16 protein-coding genes and 1 riboswitch are annotated in these 18,095 nt (G+C 69.7%); of the genes, 3 read left to right on the top strand and 13 right to left on the bottom strand.

What is annotated here, in order from left to right; translation table 11 throughout:
- Nucleotides 1–11: 11 nt before the first annotated feature.
- Nucleotides 12–791, bottom strand: coding sequence for a type II CAAX endopeptidase family protein (locus ACH4VO_RS30750; RefSeq protein ID WP_360997555.1), 780 nt, complete (start codon nt 789–791; stop codon nt 12–14).
- Between the two features lie 317 nt (nt 792–1,108).
- Nucleotides 1,109–2,614: a glutamate-cysteine ligase family protein gene (locus tag ACH4VO_RS30745; protein ID WP_360997557.1), complete on the bottom strand. Its 1,506-nt coding sequence runs from the start codon at nt 2,612–2,614 to the stop codon at nt 1,109–1,111.
- A 485-nt stretch (nt 2,615–3,099) separates the two neighbouring features.
- Here ACH4VO_RS30745 and ACH4VO_RS30740 point away from each other — a divergent pair, with 485 nt between their 5' ends.
- Together ACH4VO_RS30740 and ACH4VO_RS30735 are read left to right on the top strand one after the other, a co-directional pair.
- On the top strand, nt 3,100–3,714 hold the full coding sequence (locus ACH4VO_RS30740) for a hypothetical protein (protein ID WP_360997559.1): 615 nt from the start codon (nt 3,100–3,102) through the stop codon (nt 3,712–3,714).
- Nucleotides 3,715–4,004: 290 nt separating this feature from the next.
- Nucleotides 4,005–4,211 (top strand): DUF5999 family protein, encoded by a 207-nt coding sequence (locus ACH4VO_RS30735; RefSeq protein ID WP_360997561.1) that lies wholly within the window; start codon nt 4,005–4,007, stop codon nt 4,209–4,211.
- Between the two features lie 91 nt (nt 4,212–4,302).
- On the opposite strand, the gene gcvP is transcribed toward ACH4VO_RS30735, so the two are convergent.
- Nucleotides 4,303–7,188, bottom strand: a complete 2,886-nt coding sequence (gcvP, locus tag ACH4VO_RS30730; protein ID WP_360997563.1) for an aminomethyl-transferring glycine dehydrogenase — start codon at nt 7,186–7,188, stop codon at nt 4,303–4,305.
- 189 nt (nt 7,189–7,377) lie between these two features.
- A riboswitch (glycine riboswitch) is annotated at nt 7,378–7,472 on the bottom strand.
- Nucleotides 7,473–7,604: 132 nt separating this feature from the next.
- On the opposite strand from gcvP, the gene ACH4VO_RS30725 reads away from it, so the two are divergent.
- A complete protein-coding gene (locus ACH4VO_RS30725; RefSeq protein WP_360997565.1) occupies nt 7,605–7,976 on the top strand; it encodes a PRC-barrel domain-containing protein in 372 nt (123 codons plus the stop codon).
- On the opposite strand, the gene ACH4VO_RS30720 is transcribed toward ACH4VO_RS30725, so the two are convergent.
- From ACH4VO_RS30720 to ACH4VO_RS30675, 10 genes are all read right to left on the bottom strand, one after another.
- A complete protein-coding gene (locus ACH4VO_RS30720) occupies nt 7,898–9,376 on the bottom strand; it encodes a DNA polymerase IV (protein ID WP_360997567.1) in 1,479 nt (492 codons plus the stop codon). The two genes, ACH4VO_RS30725 and ACH4VO_RS30720, sit on opposite strands and share 79 nt — an antisense overlap.
- Before the next feature lie 67 nt (nt 9,377–9,443).
- Entirely contained in the window at nt 9,444–10,064 is a 621-nt protein-coding gene (locus ACH4VO_RS30715; protein ID WP_360997569.1) for a MerR family transcriptional regulator, read from the bottom strand.
- A 168-nt stretch (nt 10,065–10,232) separates the two neighbouring features.
- Entirely contained in the window at nt 10,233–10,706 is a 474-nt protein-coding gene (locus tag ACH4VO_RS30710) for a bifunctional nuclease family protein (protein WP_003970463.1), read from the bottom strand.
- A 53-nt stretch (nt 10,707–10,759) separates the two neighbouring features.
- Nucleotides 10,760–11,503: a MerR family transcriptional regulator gene (locus tag ACH4VO_RS30705; protein WP_360997571.1), complete on the bottom strand. Its 744-nt coding sequence runs from the start codon at nt 11,501–11,503 to the stop codon at nt 10,760–10,762.
- A gap of 42 nt (nt 11,504–11,545) precedes the next feature.
- Nucleotides 11,546–12,322 (bottom strand): FHA domain-containing protein, encoded by a 777-nt coding sequence (locus tag ACH4VO_RS30700; RefSeq protein ID WP_360997573.1) that lies wholly within the window; start codon nt 12,320–12,322, stop codon nt 11,546–11,548.
- Between the two features lie 190 nt (nt 12,323–12,512).
- Nucleotides 12,513–13,331 carry a DUF881 domain-containing protein gene (locus ACH4VO_RS30695; RefSeq protein WP_360997575.1) on the bottom strand — a complete coding sequence of 273 codons (819 nt, stop codon included), beginning with the start codon at nt 13,329–13,331 and terminating at the stop codon, nt 12,513–12,515.
- A 5-nt stretch (nt 13,332–13,336) separates the two neighbouring features.
- Nucleotides 13,337–13,669 (bottom strand): small basic family protein, encoded by a 333-nt coding sequence (locus tag ACH4VO_RS30690; protein WP_003970459.1) that lies wholly within the window; start codon nt 13,667–13,669, stop codon nt 13,337–13,339.
- Nucleotides 13,666–14,586, bottom strand: a complete 921-nt coding sequence (locus tag ACH4VO_RS30685; protein WP_360997577.1) for a DUF881 domain-containing protein — start codon at nt 14,584–14,586, stop codon at nt 13,666–13,668. The genes ACH4VO_RS30690 and ACH4VO_RS30685 overlap by 4 nt, the downstream gene beginning before the upstream one ends.
- A 96-nt stretch (nt 14,587–14,682) precedes the next feature.
- Nucleotides 14,683–17,178: a mannose-1-phosphate guanyltransferase gene (locus tag ACH4VO_RS30680; protein WP_360997579.1), complete on the bottom strand. Its 2,496-nt coding sequence runs from the start codon at nt 17,176–17,178 to the stop codon at nt 14,683–14,685.
- A gap of 110 nt (nt 17,179–17,288) precedes the next feature.
- Nucleotides 17,289–17,897, bottom strand: coding sequence for a CDP-alcohol phosphatidyltransferase family protein (locus ACH4VO_RS30675; protein ID WP_360997581.1), 609 nt, complete (start codon nt 17,895–17,897; stop codon nt 17,289–17,291).
- Nucleotides 17,898–18,095: the final 198 nt, after the last annotated feature.

Raw genomic sequence — 18,095 nt, 5'->3', positions numbered from 1 at the left:
CGCTCGCCGCCTCACGGCGTGGGCAGCCAGCCCACCTCACCTGCGAGCAGGGCGTATCCGACGAAAGCTCCGATGTCGAGCAGGGCGTGCGCGACGATCAGTGGCCCGACGCGTCCCCAGCGCCGGTACAGCAGCACGAAGACGACGCCCATGACCACGTTTCCGATGAAGCCGCCGATCCCCTGGTACAGGTGGTAGGAGCCGCGGAGCACGGCGCTCGCCACCAGGGCCGCCATGGGCGTCCATCCCAGCTGGCCCAGCCGGCGCAACAGGTAACCGACGACGATGACTTCCTCGAGGACGGAGTTCTGGACCGCGGACAGGATCAGTACCGGAAACTTCCACCACACCTCGGGGAGGGACTCCGGCACCACGGTCAGGTTGAAGCCCCCTGCCCGCGCCGCCAGATAGAAGGCCAGCCCCGCGCTCCCGATCCCGGCCGCGACCACGGCCCCCCGGCCGAGGTCCTGCCACGGCCTGGTCAGGTCGGCCCCGAGAGCCCGCAGACCCGCCCCTTCCCGGATGAGCAGGTGGGCCACGAGCGCCACCGGCACGAGCGCCGTTGCGATGCCGAACAGCTGCCAGGCGAGGTCCAGCCACGGCCGGCCGGGTGCGTACGAACTGTTCAGTGTCGCCGCCTGGTCCTTCAGACCGCCCGGTTTCGTCAGCGAGCCGATGAAACTGATGAGGGCGGACACCCCGCTGGCCCCCAGCGAGAGGGCCAGCACGAGGAGTGTCTCCGACCGGAGGATCCGCCGGGACACCCCCTCGTGGGGAATGGATTCAGCCACGCGTCCCGCCTCCACCTGTACTCCTGCCTCCAGCCGTGCGTCCTGAGGGCTGTCCCGCACGTCCCGGCGGGCACGCACCTCGCCGCGTTGGCGGAACGTCCCCCCATACATCCAGTATGCGGACGCTCCTCCGCCGTGCGACGCACCGCATCTGACCGCCGCGCGCTGATCCGCCGTGAAAGGCGGGACAACCCTTAGCTTGCCCGAAGGCGTCGGGGCACGGGCACACCGGCATCCGTCACGGTGCGGGGGCGGGGAGGTGATCGCGGGAGGCGGTGGGCGGGTGGCTGCGGCCCGGTGGGGCCGCAGCCACTGCCTCAGGGGGCGGGGAAGCCGACCGGCCAGGTGTGCACCGGCTCGCCCGCCTGCATCAGTTCGCCGTAGCGCCGGGTGGTGGCGGCCAGTGCTCCCTTCCGGTCGAGGCCTGCCTCCTGGGCGCGGTGGTAGGTGTCGACCTGCCAGGAGGCGCCGTTCACCCGGAGCCGGCAGCGCTCCTCGATGACACCGAGATACAGGTCCCGGTCGGCGGGCTCGATGTTCCAGGCGTCGAGCCCGGCCGCGGCGAGCGGCAGCAGTTCGGCCCGTACGAGCTCGGTGGCTGGCACCTTCGCCACGCCTCCCGAGCGGCCCGGCCGCGGCCAGAGCAGCTCGGCCTCGATCCCGTGGCGGCAGGCGGCGTCGAAGTTCTCGGCAGCCGCCTCGAAGGGGAGCCTGGTCCAGACGGGCCGGGACTCGTCGGCCAGCGCGCGCACCAGGCCGTAGTAGAACGCCGCGTTCGCGATCACATCCACCACCGTGGGCCCGGCGGGCAGCACCCGGTTCTCGACCCTGAGGTGGGGAACGCCGCCGGCCAGCCCGTACACCGGCCGGTTCCACCGGTAGACCGTGCCGTTGTGCAGGACGAGTTCGGCCAGCGTGGGCACTCCGCCCTCGTCGAGCACCTGCAGCGGTTCCTCGTCGTCACAGATCGGCAGGAGGGGCGGGTAGTAGCGCAGGTTCTCCTCGAAGAGCTCGTACGCGGAGCCGACCCAGCGCTCCCCGAACCACGTCCGGGGCCGCACACCCTGGTTCCTGAGTTCGGGCGGGCGTACGTCGGTGGCCTGCTGGAACAGTGGAGGCCGCGATTCGCGCCACAGCTCCTTGCCGAACAGGAAGGGGGAGTTGGCGCCCAAGGCGATCTGCACCGGTGCGATGGCCTGGGCCGCGTTCCACACGTCCGCGAAGCGGGCAGGCGTCACCTGGAGATGCAGCTGCACGGAGGTGCAGGCTGATTCCGGCGCAATGGAGGCAGAAGTACGCACCAGCCGTTCGACACCTTCGATATCGAGACGGAAATCCTCACCCCGTGCCGCTGCCATTTGGTCGTTGAGCAGCGTGTAGCGGTCCACGTCCGACAGGTTCGCCGAGACGACGTCCTCGTCGCCGAGCGTCGGCAGGATACCGATCATCACGATGCCCGCGTCCACCTCCGCAGCCTTGCGGTGGGCATATGCGAGCCCTGTCCTGAGCTCCTCGGCGAGCTGATCGAATACCCGCCCGCTGAGCCGGTGAGGAAGAATATTGACTTCCAGGTTGAACATCCCCAGTTCGGTCTGGAAATCCCGGCTGGCGATGCGCTGGAGCACCTCCGCATTCCGCATCCTCGGCATGCCGTCCGCGCCCGCGAGATTCAGCTCGATCTCCAGACCCATGAGGTTCCGTGGCCGGTCGAACCTCCCCTCCGACAGGAGCCTCTCCAGTGCCGCCAGGCACCGGGTGAGCTTCTCGCGGTATGTCTGCCGATCGGACAGGTCAAAAGTACCCGCCACGACCTTCTCGCCCATCGAAGGGTCCCTCCTCGAGTGGGCGGCCCGCGGCACAGGCCGCTCGTATCACGATCGATAATGCCCCGGGGAGGAGATCCGTAACTCCCCCCACGGGCCACATCTACCCAGTAGTCTGTCGATGAACGCCGGAGGCACATTCCTGCGGCATGCAGGGGGTGCAGTACCGTCGGCGCGGCCCAGCTGAATGATCGACGGGTTTCAGCCTACCGTGCCGCCCGGGAAATACCTGGCTGAGGGCTTGCAGGGCGGCCCGAACCAACAGAAACTCCACAATTCACGGGCTGAAATCCGCCTTGCGCGCAATACGCGGAACAGGTAGCCGAAACATCGTGTGAATATTTGTCGTATAAACTCTGCGCACGAGGCAGAGAGTTGACGTACCGGCCCGTCCGTCGCCGGCCTTCCTCTGGCCCCGCACGCCGACAGCGCTGTCTGCACCCGCCCACGCATCACCGTGTCTCCGAAGTGAGAGGCGACCCACTATGCCGCTGCATGTCTCCCCGGCCCCCGCGCCCGCACTGCGCAGCGTTCTCGCGGCACTCGGTTCTCCCGCCGCAGTCCGCGAGGGCCACACCCCCGCTCTCCGGTCCGTCCAGGGATCGCTGAGCCCCGAACTCCCGCTGCCTGTCCACGTACTGGACCGGATCGTGCCCGATGAGACCGCGCCGCGCACCCGCCTCGCGGGCTGGCGCTTCCTCATCCGCAGCGGCGACCGTGCCGTCGCTGCCGCCGACACCATGGTCACCCCGGACGGGTGGGCCTTCTCGCACTTCTTCGAGGGCCCGTACCTCGTCTCCACCGAACTCGCCGTACGCCAGGCGGAGTCGGCGGCCGGGCATTACCAGCCGCGCCTGCTGTCGATTCCCGAGCTGTACATGCTCACGCTGTGGCTGCACAACGACACGGGAGCCGACGCCGGCGCCGGCGCACTGGCCCCCACCGATGTGCTGGTGCCGCTGGCGCCGGCGCCTCCCGGCATCACCCCGTACCTGCCGCACCGGGTCGCCGAGCTGCTTCCGGTCATGACACTGCGTGTCACCCCCGCCCCCGCTCCGGATCTCCCCGGCCTGCCGGGGCTCCTCGGGTCGCCCGCCTGATCACCCGGCCCCACGCGCCCCCGCCGCACTCGACGGCGAGGGCGCCTTTCCGTGCCCGTCCGGGCTAGCCCGGACGGGCCACCCCGAACCACCCGAAGAGGCAATGCAGTTGGATTGAACCGCCCGGCCGGGTGATGCGTCATGTGAGGAGAACGTGAGCTGTCGCGAAATCCCTGCGGACCGACGCCCGTGGGGCAACACTGGGACCGGACCGACTTGACACGGGGACGGCCATGAACACATCGTCACGCCGCGAAACACCCGACTCACCGCAGCGAAAGAACCCATCCATGTGCCAGCACCAGCCACCCTGCCCGACCGCAGACTCCAACGACCGGGAAGCCGCACGTCTGACGGCGCACCACCCGGAACAGGGCTGGAGCCTGCTGTGCAACGGCGTCCTGCTCTTCGAGGACACCGGTGAGCTGCTCCCGGACGGGCAGATCATCGCCCCGCACCGGCCCCTGCGTACGGGTCACGTGACGAAAGCCGCCTGACCCTGCGGGACGGAGCAGGAGGGAGCAACGGGGGCCGGCCCGGAGTGGTCTCCGCACCGGCCCCGACGCGTGGCGCGCCTCGCTCCGCCTCCTACTGGTCGTACGCGTCCAGCGGCGGGCAGGAGCAGACCAGGTTGCGGTCACCGAACGCGCCGTCGATCCGGCGCACCGGCGGCCAGTACTTGTCCGAGGGCGCGACGCCTGCCGGGAAGACGGCCTCCTCGCGGCTGTAGGCGTGGGTCCACTCCCCGCCGAGCGCAGCCGCCGTGTGCGGTGCGTTGCGCAGCGGATTGTCGTCCGCGCTCCAGGCACCGGACGCGACCTTCTCGATCTCGCCGCGAATGGCGATCATCGTGTCGCAGAACCGGTCCAGCTCCGCGAGGTCTTCGCTCTCGGTCGGCTCGATCATGAGCGTCCCGGCCACCGGGAACGACATCGTCGGCGAGTGGAAGCCGTAGTCGATCAGCCGCTTGGCGATGTCGTCGATGCTGACGCCGGTCGCCTTGGAGATCGGCCGCAGGTCCACGATGCACTCGTGGGCGACGAGTCCCGCCGGGCCGTTGTACAGGATCGGGAAGTGCGGCTCCAGGCGCTTGGCGATGTAGTTGGCCGCCAGCACGGCCACCTGGGTGGCTCGCTTGAGTCCCTCGCCTCCCATCAGGCGGACGTACGCCCACGAGATGGGCAGGATGCCCGCCGAACCCCACGGGGCCGCCGAGATCGGGCCGACGCCCGTCTCGGGGCCCGCCGCGGACTGCAGCGGGTGGTTCGGGAGGTACGGCGCGAGGTGGGCGCGCACTCCGACCGGGCCGACGCCCGGACCGCCGCCACCGTGCGGGATGCAGAAGGTCTTGTGCAGGTTGAGGTGCGAGACGTCGCCCCCGAACTTGCCGGGCTTGGCGAGTCCGACGAGGGCGTTGAGGTTGGCGCCGTCCACGTACACCTGGCCGCCCGCGTCATGCACCTCGCCGCAGATGTCGGCGACGTGCTCCTCGAAGACACCGTGCGTGGAGGGGTAGGTGATCATGAGCACGGCGAGCTCGTCGCGGTGCTTCTCAATCTTCGCGCGCAGATCCTCTATGTCCACCTCTCCGTCGTCGGCGGTCTTCACGACCACGACCTTCATGCCGGCCATGACGGCACTGGCGGCATTGGTGCCGTGCGCGGAGGACGGGATGAGGCAGACGGTGCGCTGGTCGTCGCCGTTGGCCCGGTGGTAGGCGCGCACGGCCAGCAGCCCGGCGAACTCACCCTGCGAGCCGGCGTTGGGCTGGAGGGAGACGGCGTCGTAACCGGTGACCTCGGCGAGCCGCTCCTCGAGTTCGCGGATGAGGGTCAGGAAGCCCTGTGCCTGCTCGGCCGGCGCGAAGGGGTGCAGCGCGCCGAACTCGGGCCAGGTGATCGACTCCATCTCGGCGGTCGCGTTCAGCTTCATGGTGCAGGAGCCGAGCGGAATCATGCCCCGGTCCAGCGCGTAGTCGCGGTCGGCCAACTTGCGCAGGTAGCGCAGCATCGCCGTCTCGGAGCGGTGCTGGTGGAAGACCGGGTGGGTGAGGACGGCGTCGGTGCGCAGCAAAGCCTCGGGCAGGGCGTCCGCGGTCTCGGCATCCAGTGCCTCGACATCCCCGTCGGTGCCGAACGCCGCCCACACGGCGGCGATCCGGGTGCGGGTGGTCGTCTCGTCGCAGGCGACGGAGACCCGGTCGGCGTCCACGAGCCGCAGGTTGACCCCGCGCTCCCGGGCGCCGGCGACCACGGCGGCCGCCCCGCCCGGGACACGGACGGTGAGGGTGTCGAAGTAGGAGTCGTGCACGACGTCGATCCCGGCGGCGCGAAGGCCCTGGGCCAGGATCGCGGCGAACCGGTGGGTGCGCCGGGCGATCGTCCGCAGCCCCTCGGGCCCGTGGTAGACCGCGTACATGCCCGCCATGACGGCAAGCAGTACCTGCGCGGTGCAGATGTTGCTGGTGGCCTTCTCGCGGCGGATGTGCTGCTCGCGGGTCTGCAGCGCGAGGCGGTAGGCCTTGTTGCCGTCCGCGTCGACCGAGACGCCGACGAGGCGGCCGGGGAGGCTGCGGGCGAACGTCTCGCGCACGGCCATGTACCCGGCGTGCGGTCCGCCGAAGCCCATCGGGACGCCGAAGCGCTGGGTGGTGCCGACGGCGATGTCCGCGCCCAGCTCACCGGGCGAGGTGAGCAGGGTCAGCGCCAGCAGGTCGGCGGCGACGGCCACGATCGCGCCGAGTTCGTGGGCCCGGTCGATGACGGGGCCGAGGTCACGCACGGCTCCGGAGGCGCCGGGGTACTGCAGCAGCACGCCGAAGACCCCGCGCTCCGCGACGTCCGCGGGAATGCCCTCGCTCAGGTCGGCGACCACCACCTCCACGCCGGTCGGCTCGGCGCGGGTCCGGATCACCGCGACGGTCTGCGGCAGGGTGTCGGCGTCGACCAGGAAGACGCCGTTCTTGACCTTGCCCACGCGCCGGGCCAGCGCCATGGCCTCGGCGGCCGCCGTGCCCTCGTCGAGGAGGGAGGCGCCGGAGGTGGGCAGGCCGGTCAGGTCGGCCACCATCGTCTGGAAGTTCAGCAGCGCCTCGAGCCGCCCCTGCGAGATCTCCGGCTGGTACGGGGTGTACGCCGTGTACCAGGCGGGGTTCTCCATCACGTTCCGCAGGATCACCGGCGGGGTGAACGTGCCGTAGTACCCCAGCCCGATCATCGGGGCGAGCACCTGGTTGCGGTCGGCCAGACGGCGCAGCTCGTCCAGGACCTCGGCCTCGGTGCGAGCGGCCGGGAGGTTCAGTGCCTCGGCGCTCCTGATCACGTCGGGCACCGCGGCGGCGGTGAGCTCGTCGAGGGAGCCGTAACCGACCTGGGCGAGCATTTTGGCCTGCGCCCCGGCATCAGGGCCGATGTGGCGCTGCTCGAAGGGGATGCCCTGCTCCAGCTGGGAGAGCGGAGTGCGACGGGTGGTCATGATGGAGGCCTCCTGGTCTGTCACGACCTGCGAGGGGCACCACGGCGTGGCGGCCCGAACGGCCTCCCCCTCTGTCATCTCGACCTGAGAGCTTCACCGGCCGCACGGGGCGCGCCGGCTTTCACCGTCGGTGAGGGCGGCCCCTCCCGGCCTGAGCCGTGCGGGTACCGTCCTGCTTTCCAGAGTGACCTCGTCCGTGCGGTACGGGTGCCTGAGAGATTCCGGGGAGGAGTTGCTCCTTCGGCGCCTCCGCGGGTTCCGGAGGACTCTCCCGCACGGGGTCGGCAGCCGCTTCCAGCCTACCAGCGGGGCCGACACCGGCCGTCTCGAGTGGCCGGAGCCCCGGATGTGGCCTTTCGTAGGGGTGTGGTGCAGTCGCGACCACCCTGACGCAGTGGCGAGCAGTGGGAGGCACCGTGCAGACCGACATCGATCCGCGCAGCCTGATCGGCCGCAAGGCCTTCGACCGTAAAGGCAACAAGATCGGGACGGTGGACGAGGTGTATCTCGACGACGCCACCGGTGTGCCCGAATGGGCGGCCGTACGAACGGGGCTCTTCACCAGGGACGCGTTCGTCCCCCTGGAGCCGAGCGAGTTCGTCGACGGATCGCTGCACATCCCCTTCGACCGGTCCCTGATCAAGGACGCGCCCGACTTCGGTGTCGGCCGCCATCTCTCGCCGCAGCAGGAACTGCAGCTCTACCGTCACTACGGTCTCGACGCCGCCCCGTCCGGTGGCGTGGGCCCCGACAGGGACTTCGGCAGACTGGCCGGCCACGAGGAGTAGTCCACCGGGTCCCGGACCAGGGGCAACGGATCGGCCGGGTGCAGCTCCGGGTCGTCGACACGGAACGTACGCACCCGGCCGGGCGGTGCCCCCGGCTCCTCGAACCGCACGGTGACGCGGCCCACGCCGCTGCCCTGCACCCAGCCGTGCCCGTGCCTCTCGTGCCGTACGTCGTGTCCCGCGGGCCACTGCCGGGCGGACACCTGCGCGGCGTCGTGCCGCGCCTGCTCCTCGGCCACGGTGCCTGGCTCGGCCGGCGCCTCCTCTGTACCCGCCTCCTCCGGCGCACCGCCCGGCAGGTGGCCCTCCGCGGCCGCCTGCAGAGCGTCCGCAGCCTGCGCGAACAGATCCTCCTGGGTGAAGTCGGCGAGGCCGGTGACGCCGACGCCCAGAAGCCGTACGCCGCCCGTGGTGTCGACGGCCTCCAGAAGCCGCGCGGCGGCCTCCCTGACCACCGTGGGGTCGTCGGTGGGGCCGCGCAGGGTCTCCGACCGGGTCAGCGTGGAGAAGTCGTAGCGCCGCACCTTGAGGACGACGGTCCGCCCGGACCGCCCCGCCCCGCGCAGCCGCCGGACGCACCGGTCCGCCAGACGCTCGACCTCCGTCCGCACCCGCACCCTGTCGTGCAGGTCGACGTCGAACGTGTCCTCGACCGACACGGACTTCGCGTCCCGTTCCGCGACGACGGGCCGGTCGTCGTAGCCCAGGGCCATGCGGTGCAGGGCGACCCCGTGCGCCTTGCCCAGCAACCTCACGAGCTCCGCCTCGCCCGCCTCCGCCAGATCCCGCACCACCGTCATGCCCGCGCGGCGCAGATGGTCGCCGGTGGCCGGTCCCACCCCCGGAAGGGTCCGTACCGGCATCGGGGCCAGGAGCTCGCGCTCGGTACCGGGCTCGATCAGCATGAGGCCGTCCGGTTTGGCCTCCTCCGAAGCGATCTTCGCCAGCATCTTGGAGCCCGCCAGACCCACGGAACCGCTGAGCCCGGTGACGCCCCTGATGACCGTCCGCAGCTGCTCACCGATCAGTCGGGCGGACGCCGAGTCGCCGGCGACTCCCCCGGCCTCCAGATCGACGAAGGCCTCGTCCAGGCTGAGCGGCTCCACGAGCGGTGAGAGCCGCCCCAGGAGCTCCATCACCTGCTCGCTCACGGCCCGGTAGAGCACGAAGCGGGGAACCAGGTAGGCGGCGTTCGGAGCCAGCCGCCGGGCCTGCGCCATAGGCATCGCCGAATGCACGCCGAAGCTCCGCGCCTCGTACGAAGCGGTGGCGACCACCCCCCGCATGCCCAGCCCGCCCACCACGACCGGCTTGCCGCGGAGGCTGGGCTTGGCCGCCTGCTCCGCGGAGGCGTAGAAGGCATCCATGTCCAGATGCAGGATGGTGGGCGCGGCTCTCACAGCACCGATGCTGCCCTACGCCACTGACAACCGGCCTGTCCGGCCCACGCGCGGCGTCGGGAATTCCTCAGCCCGCGCGGTTGCGGCGGCGGGCGAGTTCGTCGGTGGGGTTGTTGCCGACGAGTGTCTCGCCCGTGTCGACCCGCTCGCCGTGCAGCTGGGACAGAGCCGCGTCCACGTCACGCCACACCACCCCCACGGCGATGCCGAAGACGCCCTGGCCGCCCTGCAGCAGACTCACGACCTCGTCCGGCGAGGAGCACTCGTAGACCGTGGCACCGTCGCTCATGAGCGTCATGCGCTCGAGATCCGTGAACCCGCGGTCCCGCAGATGCTGGACCGTGGAGCGGATGTTCTGCAGCGCTACCCCCGTGTCCAGGAACCTCTTGACGATCTTGAGGAGGACCACGTCCCGGAAACTGTAGAGGCGCTGGGTCCCCGACCCGTAGGCCGGACGGACACTCGGCTCCACCAGCCCCGTACGCGCCCAGTAGTCGAGCTGCCGGTAGGTGATCCCGGCCGCCGCGCATGCCGTCGGCCCCCGATAGCCGATGCCGTCTGCCACTGCCACACCGTCCGCCGCCATCATCGCCGGTCGTACGACCGGCTGTCTGATGGTCTGGTCGGCTGTACTGCCGTGCTGCCGGTACGGCCCACCCGCAGCCGTACCGTCGCCGCTGCTTCTCACGCCGACCTCCGTCCTTGACCTGCCCACTCGAAGGTAGGCAGTCACCAGGGGTGCGTCAACGATCGCCACACTCGGCACGCCGAGTGATAATCACCCTGAGGGTGGTTTCCCGTGACCGAAACACGGGAACGGCTTCTCGGATGCGCTGACGGAGCCCCTGCGGGGCGGTCATTGGCTGTTGGTCCCGAAGTCCTCCGGCGAGATCTGGTCGAGGAACTCGCGGAACTTCTCCACCTCGTCCTCCTGCTCGTCCGGGATGGCGATCCCCGCGTCGTCGAGCACCCCGTCACTGCCGTAGATCGGCGTGCCGGTGCGCAGGGCGAGCGCTATGGCGTCGGACGGCCGCGCGCTCACCTCGACCCCGCTGGCGAAGACCAGCTCCGCGTAGAAGACCCCTTCCCGGAGGTCCGTGATCCGGACCTCGGTGAGCTCCTGGCCGAGGGCCTCGAGCACATCCTTGAAGAGATCATGGGTCAGCGGCCTGGCCGGAGCCATGCCCTGCTGGGCGAAGGCGATCGCGGTCGCTTCCCCAGGGCCGATCCAGATAGGGAGGTACCGGTCGCCTCCCACTTCACGCAGGAGCACGATCGGTTGGTTGGAGGGCATTTCCACCCGGACACCCACAACGTCGAGCTCGTTCACACAGCAACCCTAGGACGTGCCCGGCATGTTTGGATAGTCGGGCTCCTGCGCAGTCAGTGGAAACGCACCTTCAGCGCGCTCTGCACGAGCGCGCTGTGGAGCCGGACCGACAGCTCCGCCAGCTCTCTGACCGTGGTCTCCGCCTGCGCCCTGGTCTGCGGATTCCGGTGCCGGCGCAGGGGGGCCACCACCTGTTCGACCAGTCCCGCCTCACGCTCCGCAGCCGCTCTCACGGCCCTCAGATGCCGAGGTTCCAGACCGAATCGCCCCAGGTCCGCCACGAGTCGCGCCACGGTGACGGCCTCGGCCTCGTAGCTCCCCTCCGGCGTGGGCACGATCAGGCCGTACGACTCCCAGTCGTCGAGCTGCTCCTCGGTGGCCTCAGTGGCGGCGAGGAGCTCCTGGCGCCCGATAAGGGCTGCGGTCACCCCTCCCGCTTCGTGCTCCCGGCCGCCGTCCGGAAGCTCGCCCTGCCCGACGCCGGGGGGCAGCATGGCCCTCTCACCGCGGGCGAGGGCGTCCAGATGCTCACGGATGACCTTGAGCGGCAGGTAGTGGTCCCGCTGCATGCGTAGCACCTGGACCAGCCGCTCGACATCGGCCCTGCTGAACTTCCGGTATCCGGAAGGTGTGCGCTGCGGCTCGATGAGTCCTTCCGCCTCCAGGAAGCGGATCTTGGAGATCGTGACTTCGGGGAACTCGTCGCGCAGCCGCTGAAGCACCGTACCGATGCTCATGGCGCGCTCCTCCGGGGAGGCGGTGCCGTGACCGGCACCGCCTGTCGGTGTTCGCAGCATGGACCTTCCTGGGGGTCCCCCGGACAGGGTCCGGGGGGTGGGTCACACGCCCCGCTGGCTGGCGTAGAAGACCAGACGGTACTTCCCGATCTGGACTTCGTCGCCGTTGGTCAGCGCGACGGAATCGATGCGCTCGCGGTTGACGTACGTGCCGTTGAGGCTGCCGACGTCACCCACGGTGAAACTACCGTCCGGGTTCCGGTGGAACTCCACATGACGCCGCGACACGGTCACGTCGTCGAGGAAGATGTCGCTCTGCGGGTGACGGCCGGCCGTGGTCAGGTCGCCGTCCAGGAGGAAGCGACTGCCTGAGTTCGGGCCGCGGCGCACCACCAGGAGCGCGGAACCCGGGGGCAGGGCGTCGACGGCGGCCTGGGCCTCCGGTGAGAGGGAGGGAAGGGCGGTCTGCCCGGTCGCCTCCGCCTCGTACGCCTCGATGCCGGAGATCGAGATGGTCGAGGTCGTCTCCGAGGCCCGCTCGGGCACTCCGCCCCTCAGCGGCGCGCCGCAGTTGGAACAGAAACGGCTGGCCTCGGCGTTTCGATGCCCGCACCTGGAACAGACCGGCATGGACGAACCCTCCGGGGCGGGGACAAACCCTCCACCCGTACTCGAGGTCGATGGCTCCCCGAAACCTATGCGTCCGGCACCGGCGGGGTCAACGGACGACACACCGGCGCCGCCTCCCGGCCGCTCGTCGCGGAAGAGGGGGCGCTCCACGCCCTGCTCCTCGGCACCCTGACGCGGTGCACGGTGACGGGCAGCGCTGTTGCCGTCCTCGCGTGCACTCTTTCCGAACCACTTCGCAAACAACTTCACGGGCGTTTCCCCTTGACCGAAATAGACCCGCCCGTGGGGCAGGACGAACCCTGAACGAACACACCTGCCGACCCGGACATCTTCACAACGTCCGTATCCACCCGACAGTTTCCACCACGCGTCACCGATCTGATGCGCCGACCCCCCGCAACCTCGTCCCCGTGTCCTCCGAGCCCCGCACACCGCGGCCTCACGGGGAGGACGACCGAGCGTAGTCAGGCTGCTTCGCCGGTCGCAAGGCGTCGACGACGATGTCCTCGGCGCGTGCCACCTCCGCCGTGGCCTGCTCCTTCTCGAGCGTCTGTACCACTCCGCCGGGGATGTTGAGCGCCGGCTCGAGGTCCTGCGGCCTGCCGATGACCTTGAACTCGTAGGGAGCCCTGATCGTACGGCCGTCGACCTTCAGGTCTCCCCCGTCACCGGAGAAGTAGGTGCTGGCGACCACCCGCACACCGTTGACCTCGATGGCCTCCGCGCCGGCGGCGCGCAGCTCCTGGATGGCGTCCAGGAGCATGTCGGCCTCGACCGCGCCGCCGGGGTCGCTGATGGTCAGCGTGATCCCGGGGCCGTGAGCCGCGACGGTGCCCGCGAGGATGCCCAGTTGCCGCTCCTTCTCAAGGGTCTGTTTGCGGGCCTCCTCCGCCTGGTCGGAGCTGTTCTCCAGTTCCGTGCGCTGGTCGTCGAGGCGCTGCTTCTCGTCCTCGAGGCGCTGGGTCCTGTTGTCGAGCTCGTCCAGGATGCGGACCAGGTCCTCCTGCCGGGCGCCGCGCAGGGCGCTGTTGTCGCTGTTCGACCTGACCTGGATGGCCAAACCCAGGCCGAGGACGAACAGGAGGAGGGCCACGATCAGTTGGGCCCGGCTCACCCTCGGAGGCCAGAGTCCGGCCAGCAGCCGCTGACGTCCGGAGGCCTCCTTCGGCGCCACGCCGGGCGCAGGCGCGGGAGCGGGGACCTCGGGCGGCAGTGCGCGGGGGTCCCTGCGGTGCTGGTGCCTGTTGTCGTCGGTCATCGGCCTCACGCCCGGAAGACGTGCCGGCGGATCGCCGCGGCGTTGGAGAAGATGCGGATGCCGAGCACGACGACCACACCGGTGGAGAGCTGGGCCCCGACACCCAGTTTGTCGCCGAGGAACACGATCAGGGCGGCCACCACGACGTTCGACAGGAACGACACGACGAAGACCTTGTCCACGAAGATTCCGTCGAGCATGGCCCGCAGCCCCCCGAAGACCGCGTCGAGCGCCGCCACGACGGCGATGGGCAGGTAGGGCTCGACCACCGCCGGCACTTCGGGCCGGACCAACAGTCCGACCACGACTCCCACGACGAGGCCCAGTACGGCGATCACGATGTGCCCTTCCCTGTGTCTGCCGCCCCACGGCCCGTCTCCGCGGCCTGGGGCACTGCTGTGCGTACGATCAGGCTCGGCGCGGCCGGCAGGCGCACCTTCTCCTGCTCGGAGATGCCGGTACGGATGTCGAAGCTGTCGTGCAGCGCCTGGAGGTACTGGCCGTCCGCGCTGTCCCGGAACGCGGCTGCGAGCTTCGGGCCGTCGCCCACCGCGAGCACCGTGTAGGGCGGCACGAGCGGCCTGTTGTCGACCAGTATGGCGTCGCCTGCGGCGCGAATGGCCGACAGGGCCGTCAGCCGCTGGCCGTTGATGGCCACGGCCTCGGCGCCGGACTGCCACAGCCCGTTGACCACCCGCTGCATGTCACGGTCGCGTACCCGCCCGGTGTCGGAGAAGCCCGTCGACTCCCGGGGTCCGCCGCCGCCCTGGTCGGTGTCTTCGGCGTCGTCGACGACCAGCTTGACTCCGGGGCCCTGGACGGGAGTTGCCCCGGAAAGAAGCGCGACAAGGCCACCTTGGTCACCGCCGTGCCGTTCCAGCGCCTTGCGCTGCCGCTCACCGACGTCCTTGCGCAGTTCCTCGACGTCGGCCTCGAGGGCGTCCGCGGTCCTGGTCTCGGCGTTGACCCGGTCGATGAGCTCTTCGCGCTCCTTGGCCACGACCGGCGCCGCCACCCGCGCCTCGGCGGCACCCAGGGTCACCACGAGGGCGGCCAGCACCAGGCAGGCCGCCAGACCGAGTTTCGCGGTGAGGGTGCGGGGCAGGCCGGCGGTCCCGTCGGCCCGGCGGCGCGCCGAGGCCTCGGCGTACCCCTCGTCCAGGCTGTGCTCCATCACCGTGGTCAGCAGCGACATGGAGGCGTCGGGGCGTGGAGGCGGCGGAGCACTACTCCGATCGGGGGGCGACTGCGACATGCCGCACATCGTCGCACGTCATGCCGAGTGCCGCCGAATGGCCCCACCGTTGCCCGGAAGCCGGGGGCGTGGCTCCCGGGCCACGGTGTGCACGGCTCAGTCTCCGGTGCTCTCCACGATCGTCGCCCACTCGTCCAGGAGAGCCTGGGCGGAGGCGTCGTCGGGGCCTTCGGCCCACAGGTGGGTCACGGCCTCGGCGGGGTCGGGCAGCACCATCACCCAGCGCCCGTCCGTCTCGACCACCCGCACGCCGTCGGTGGTGTCCACGCTGCGCTCCCCCGCGGCCTCCACGACCCGTCGCATGACGAGGCCCTTGACCGCCCACGGGGTCGCGAGGTCCCGACGCAGTACGTGGGCGCGCGGGATGCGGGCGTCGATCTGGCTCAGCGTGAGCTGCGTCCGGGCAACCAGCCCGATGAGGCGCACGAAGGCCGCCGCCCCGTCGAAGACACTGCTGAACTCGGGAATGATGAAGCCGCCGCGGCCGTCGCCGCCGAAGATGGTGGTGTCCTCACGCCCGACCCGCGTCAGGTCGTCGGGCGATGTGGTCGTCCACTCCACCTGCGTGCCGTGGTAGGCCGCCACCTGCTCGGCCACGCGGGTCGTCGTCACCGGCAGGGCGACACGGCCGCTCCGCCGTTCTGCCGCGACGAGGTCGAGCATGACGAGCAGCGCCCGGTCGTCCTCGATGATCCGGCCGCGCTCGTCCACGAGCGAGAGCCGTTCGCCCACCGGGTCGAACCGCACACCGAAGGCGGCACGGGCGGACGACACGATCTCGCCGAGGCGGACCAGCCCGGCCCGGCGGGTCTCGGCGGACTCGGTGGGCCGCGACTCGTCGAGTCCCGGGTTGATCGTCAGGGCGTCCACGCCGAGCCGTCCGAGAAGGCTGGGCAGCACGAGTCCGGCACTGCCGTTGGACGCGTCGACGACGACCTTGAGGCCGGCGTCCCCGATGCCGGCGGTGTCGACGTTGCGCAGGAGGGAGCCCGTGTACGAGTCGAAGACGCTCGAGGGGAAGTGGAGGTCACCGATCTCGCCGGGGAAGGCCCTGCGGTACTCCTGGCGGGCGTAGACACGGTCCAGTTTGCGTTGGCTCGCCTGGGAGAGGTCGGCTCCCCTCTCGTCGAAGAACATGATGTCGACCGAATCCGGGACGCCCGGAGAGGTCCGGATCATGATGCCGCCCGCGCTGCCGCGAGCGGTCTGCTGCCGGGCCACCGGCAGGGGGACGTTCTCCAGGTCGCGGACGTCGATGGCGCTGGCCTGCAGGGCCGAGATGACGGCTCTCTTCAGCGCGCGGGCACCGCGGGAGTGGTCACGCGCGGTGGTGACCGTCGCGCCCTTCTTCAGGGTCGTCGCGTAGGCGCCGGCGAGCCGCACCGCGAGTTCGGGGGTGATCTCCACGTTCAGGATCCCGGAGACACCTCGGGCGCCGAAGAGGTGTGCCTGTCCGCGCGACTCCCAGATCACCGAGGTGTTGACGAAGGCACCGGCTTCGATGGTCTTGAAGGGATAGACCCGGACGTTGCCCTGAATGATCGATTCTTCACCGACCAGGCACTCGTCGCCGATGACGGCGCCGTCCTCGATGCGGGCGGCCCTCATGATGTCGGTGTTCTTGCCGATCACACAGCCACGCAGATTGCTGTGCTGACCGATGTACACGTTGTCGTGCACGACCGCGCGGTGCAGGAAGGCGCCGGATTTCACGACGACGTTCGATCCCACGACGGTGTGTTCGCGAATTTCGGCACCGGCTTCGATCTTCGCGTAGTCACCGATGTACAGCGGCCCGCGGAGTACGGCGTCGGGGTGGACGTCCGCGCCTTCCGCCACCCAGACTCCGGGCGAGATCTCGAAGCCGTCCACCTCGACGTCGACCTTGCGTTCGAGGACGTCGGCCTGGGCCTTCACATAGCTCTCGTGGGTGCCCACGTCCTCCCAGTAACCCTCGGCGATGTAGCCGTAGATCGGCTTGCCGTCCTTCATCAGCTGCGGGAAGACGTCTCCTGACCAGTCCACCGAGGCATCTGCCTGGACGTAGTCGAAGACCTCGGGTTCCATCACGTAGATACCCGTGTTGACCGTGTCCGAGAAGACCTGGCCCCACGTCGGCTTCTCCAGGAAGCGCTCTACCTTGCCCTCTTCGTCGACAATCGTGATCCCGAATTCCAGCGGGTTCGGGACCCGAGTCAGACAGACGGTGACGAGGGCGCCCTTTTCCTTGTGGAAGGCGATGAGATCCGTGAGGTCGAAGTCGGTGAGGGCGTCGCCGGAGATCACCAGGAAGGTGTCGTCCTTCAGGGCGTCCTCGGCGTTCTTGACGCTTCCTGCGGTACCGAGCGGCTTCTCCTCGTTGGCATAGCTGAGGTCCATTCCGAGTTCTTCGCCGTCGCCGAAGTAATTCTTGACGAGAGACGCGAGGAACTGAACGGTCACGACGGTCTCATTGAGCCCATGCCGTTTGAGCAGCCGCAGCACATGCTCCATGATCGGGCGGTTGGCCACGGGCAGGAGTGGCTTGGGCATGCTAGAGGTCATGGGGCGAAGGCGGGTGCCTTCACCGCCTGCCATCACAACGGCCTTCATGTCGGAAACGTCCTCCTTGAGAGACGACGGTCTAGCCGACTTCACCCGTCGGGGCGACTCAACAGCATCCGCTGCGGACCGGCGACTCTGCACGGCACCGCGTCAACGGGCTAATCGGCTACTACATCCGCCTTGACGAGTCGGCGGACTTGGACCACGTAGAGGATCCCTGCCCACCAATAGAGGGTTGTACCCCACCCAGCGAACGCCCATCCGAAAATGGCGCCCAACGAAGCAAGCCAACCACTTCCGTCGCTGAGCAGCAACAAGGGGAAGGCGTACATCAGGTTGAACGTTGCAGCTTTCCCGAGGAAGTTGACCTGCGGGGGCGGGTAGCCGTGCCGACGCAGGATTCCGACCATGATGAGGAGCATCAGTTCGCGGGCGAGCAGGGCCGCGGTGAGCCAGAGGGGGAGGATCTCGCGCCAGGTGAGCCCGACGAGCGTGGAGAGGATGTAGAGGCGGTCGGCAGCGGGGTCCAGGAGCCGGCCGAGGCTGCTGATCTGATTCCACCGGCGGGCCAGCTTGCCGTCGAGGTAGTCGCTGATACCGCTGAGCATCAGAACCAGCAGGGCCCAGCCGTCGCTGTTGGGCCCACCGAAGACGGGGCGGAGGATCAGCCACAGGAAAAGCGGTACGCCGACGAGGCGAGCCATGCTGAGGATGTTGGGGATGGTGAGTACTCGGTCCGTCTGAACTCGAGTCTCCTGGACCTCCACCCGGGGGCCTCCTGTGAAGAACGTGCCAATGATGCCCCTCGACCTTACCCTCAGCCACGGAGACCCGGTGCACAGGGGTACGGAGGCGGAGGGGGCCGGCCGGGACCGTGAACGCAGAAAAGCCCCGTGCCACAAAGGCACGGGGCTTTCCCGGAAAAATTGTTCGGCGGCGTCCTACTCTCCCACAGGGTCCCCCCT

Source organism: Streptomyces sp. NPDC020780, assembly GCF_044334475.1.
Taxonomy (GTDB): Bacteria; Actinomycetota; Actinomycetes; order Streptomycetales; family Streptomycetaceae; genus Streptomyces.
This window is presented reverse-complemented; position numbering and strand designations above follow the sequence as displayed.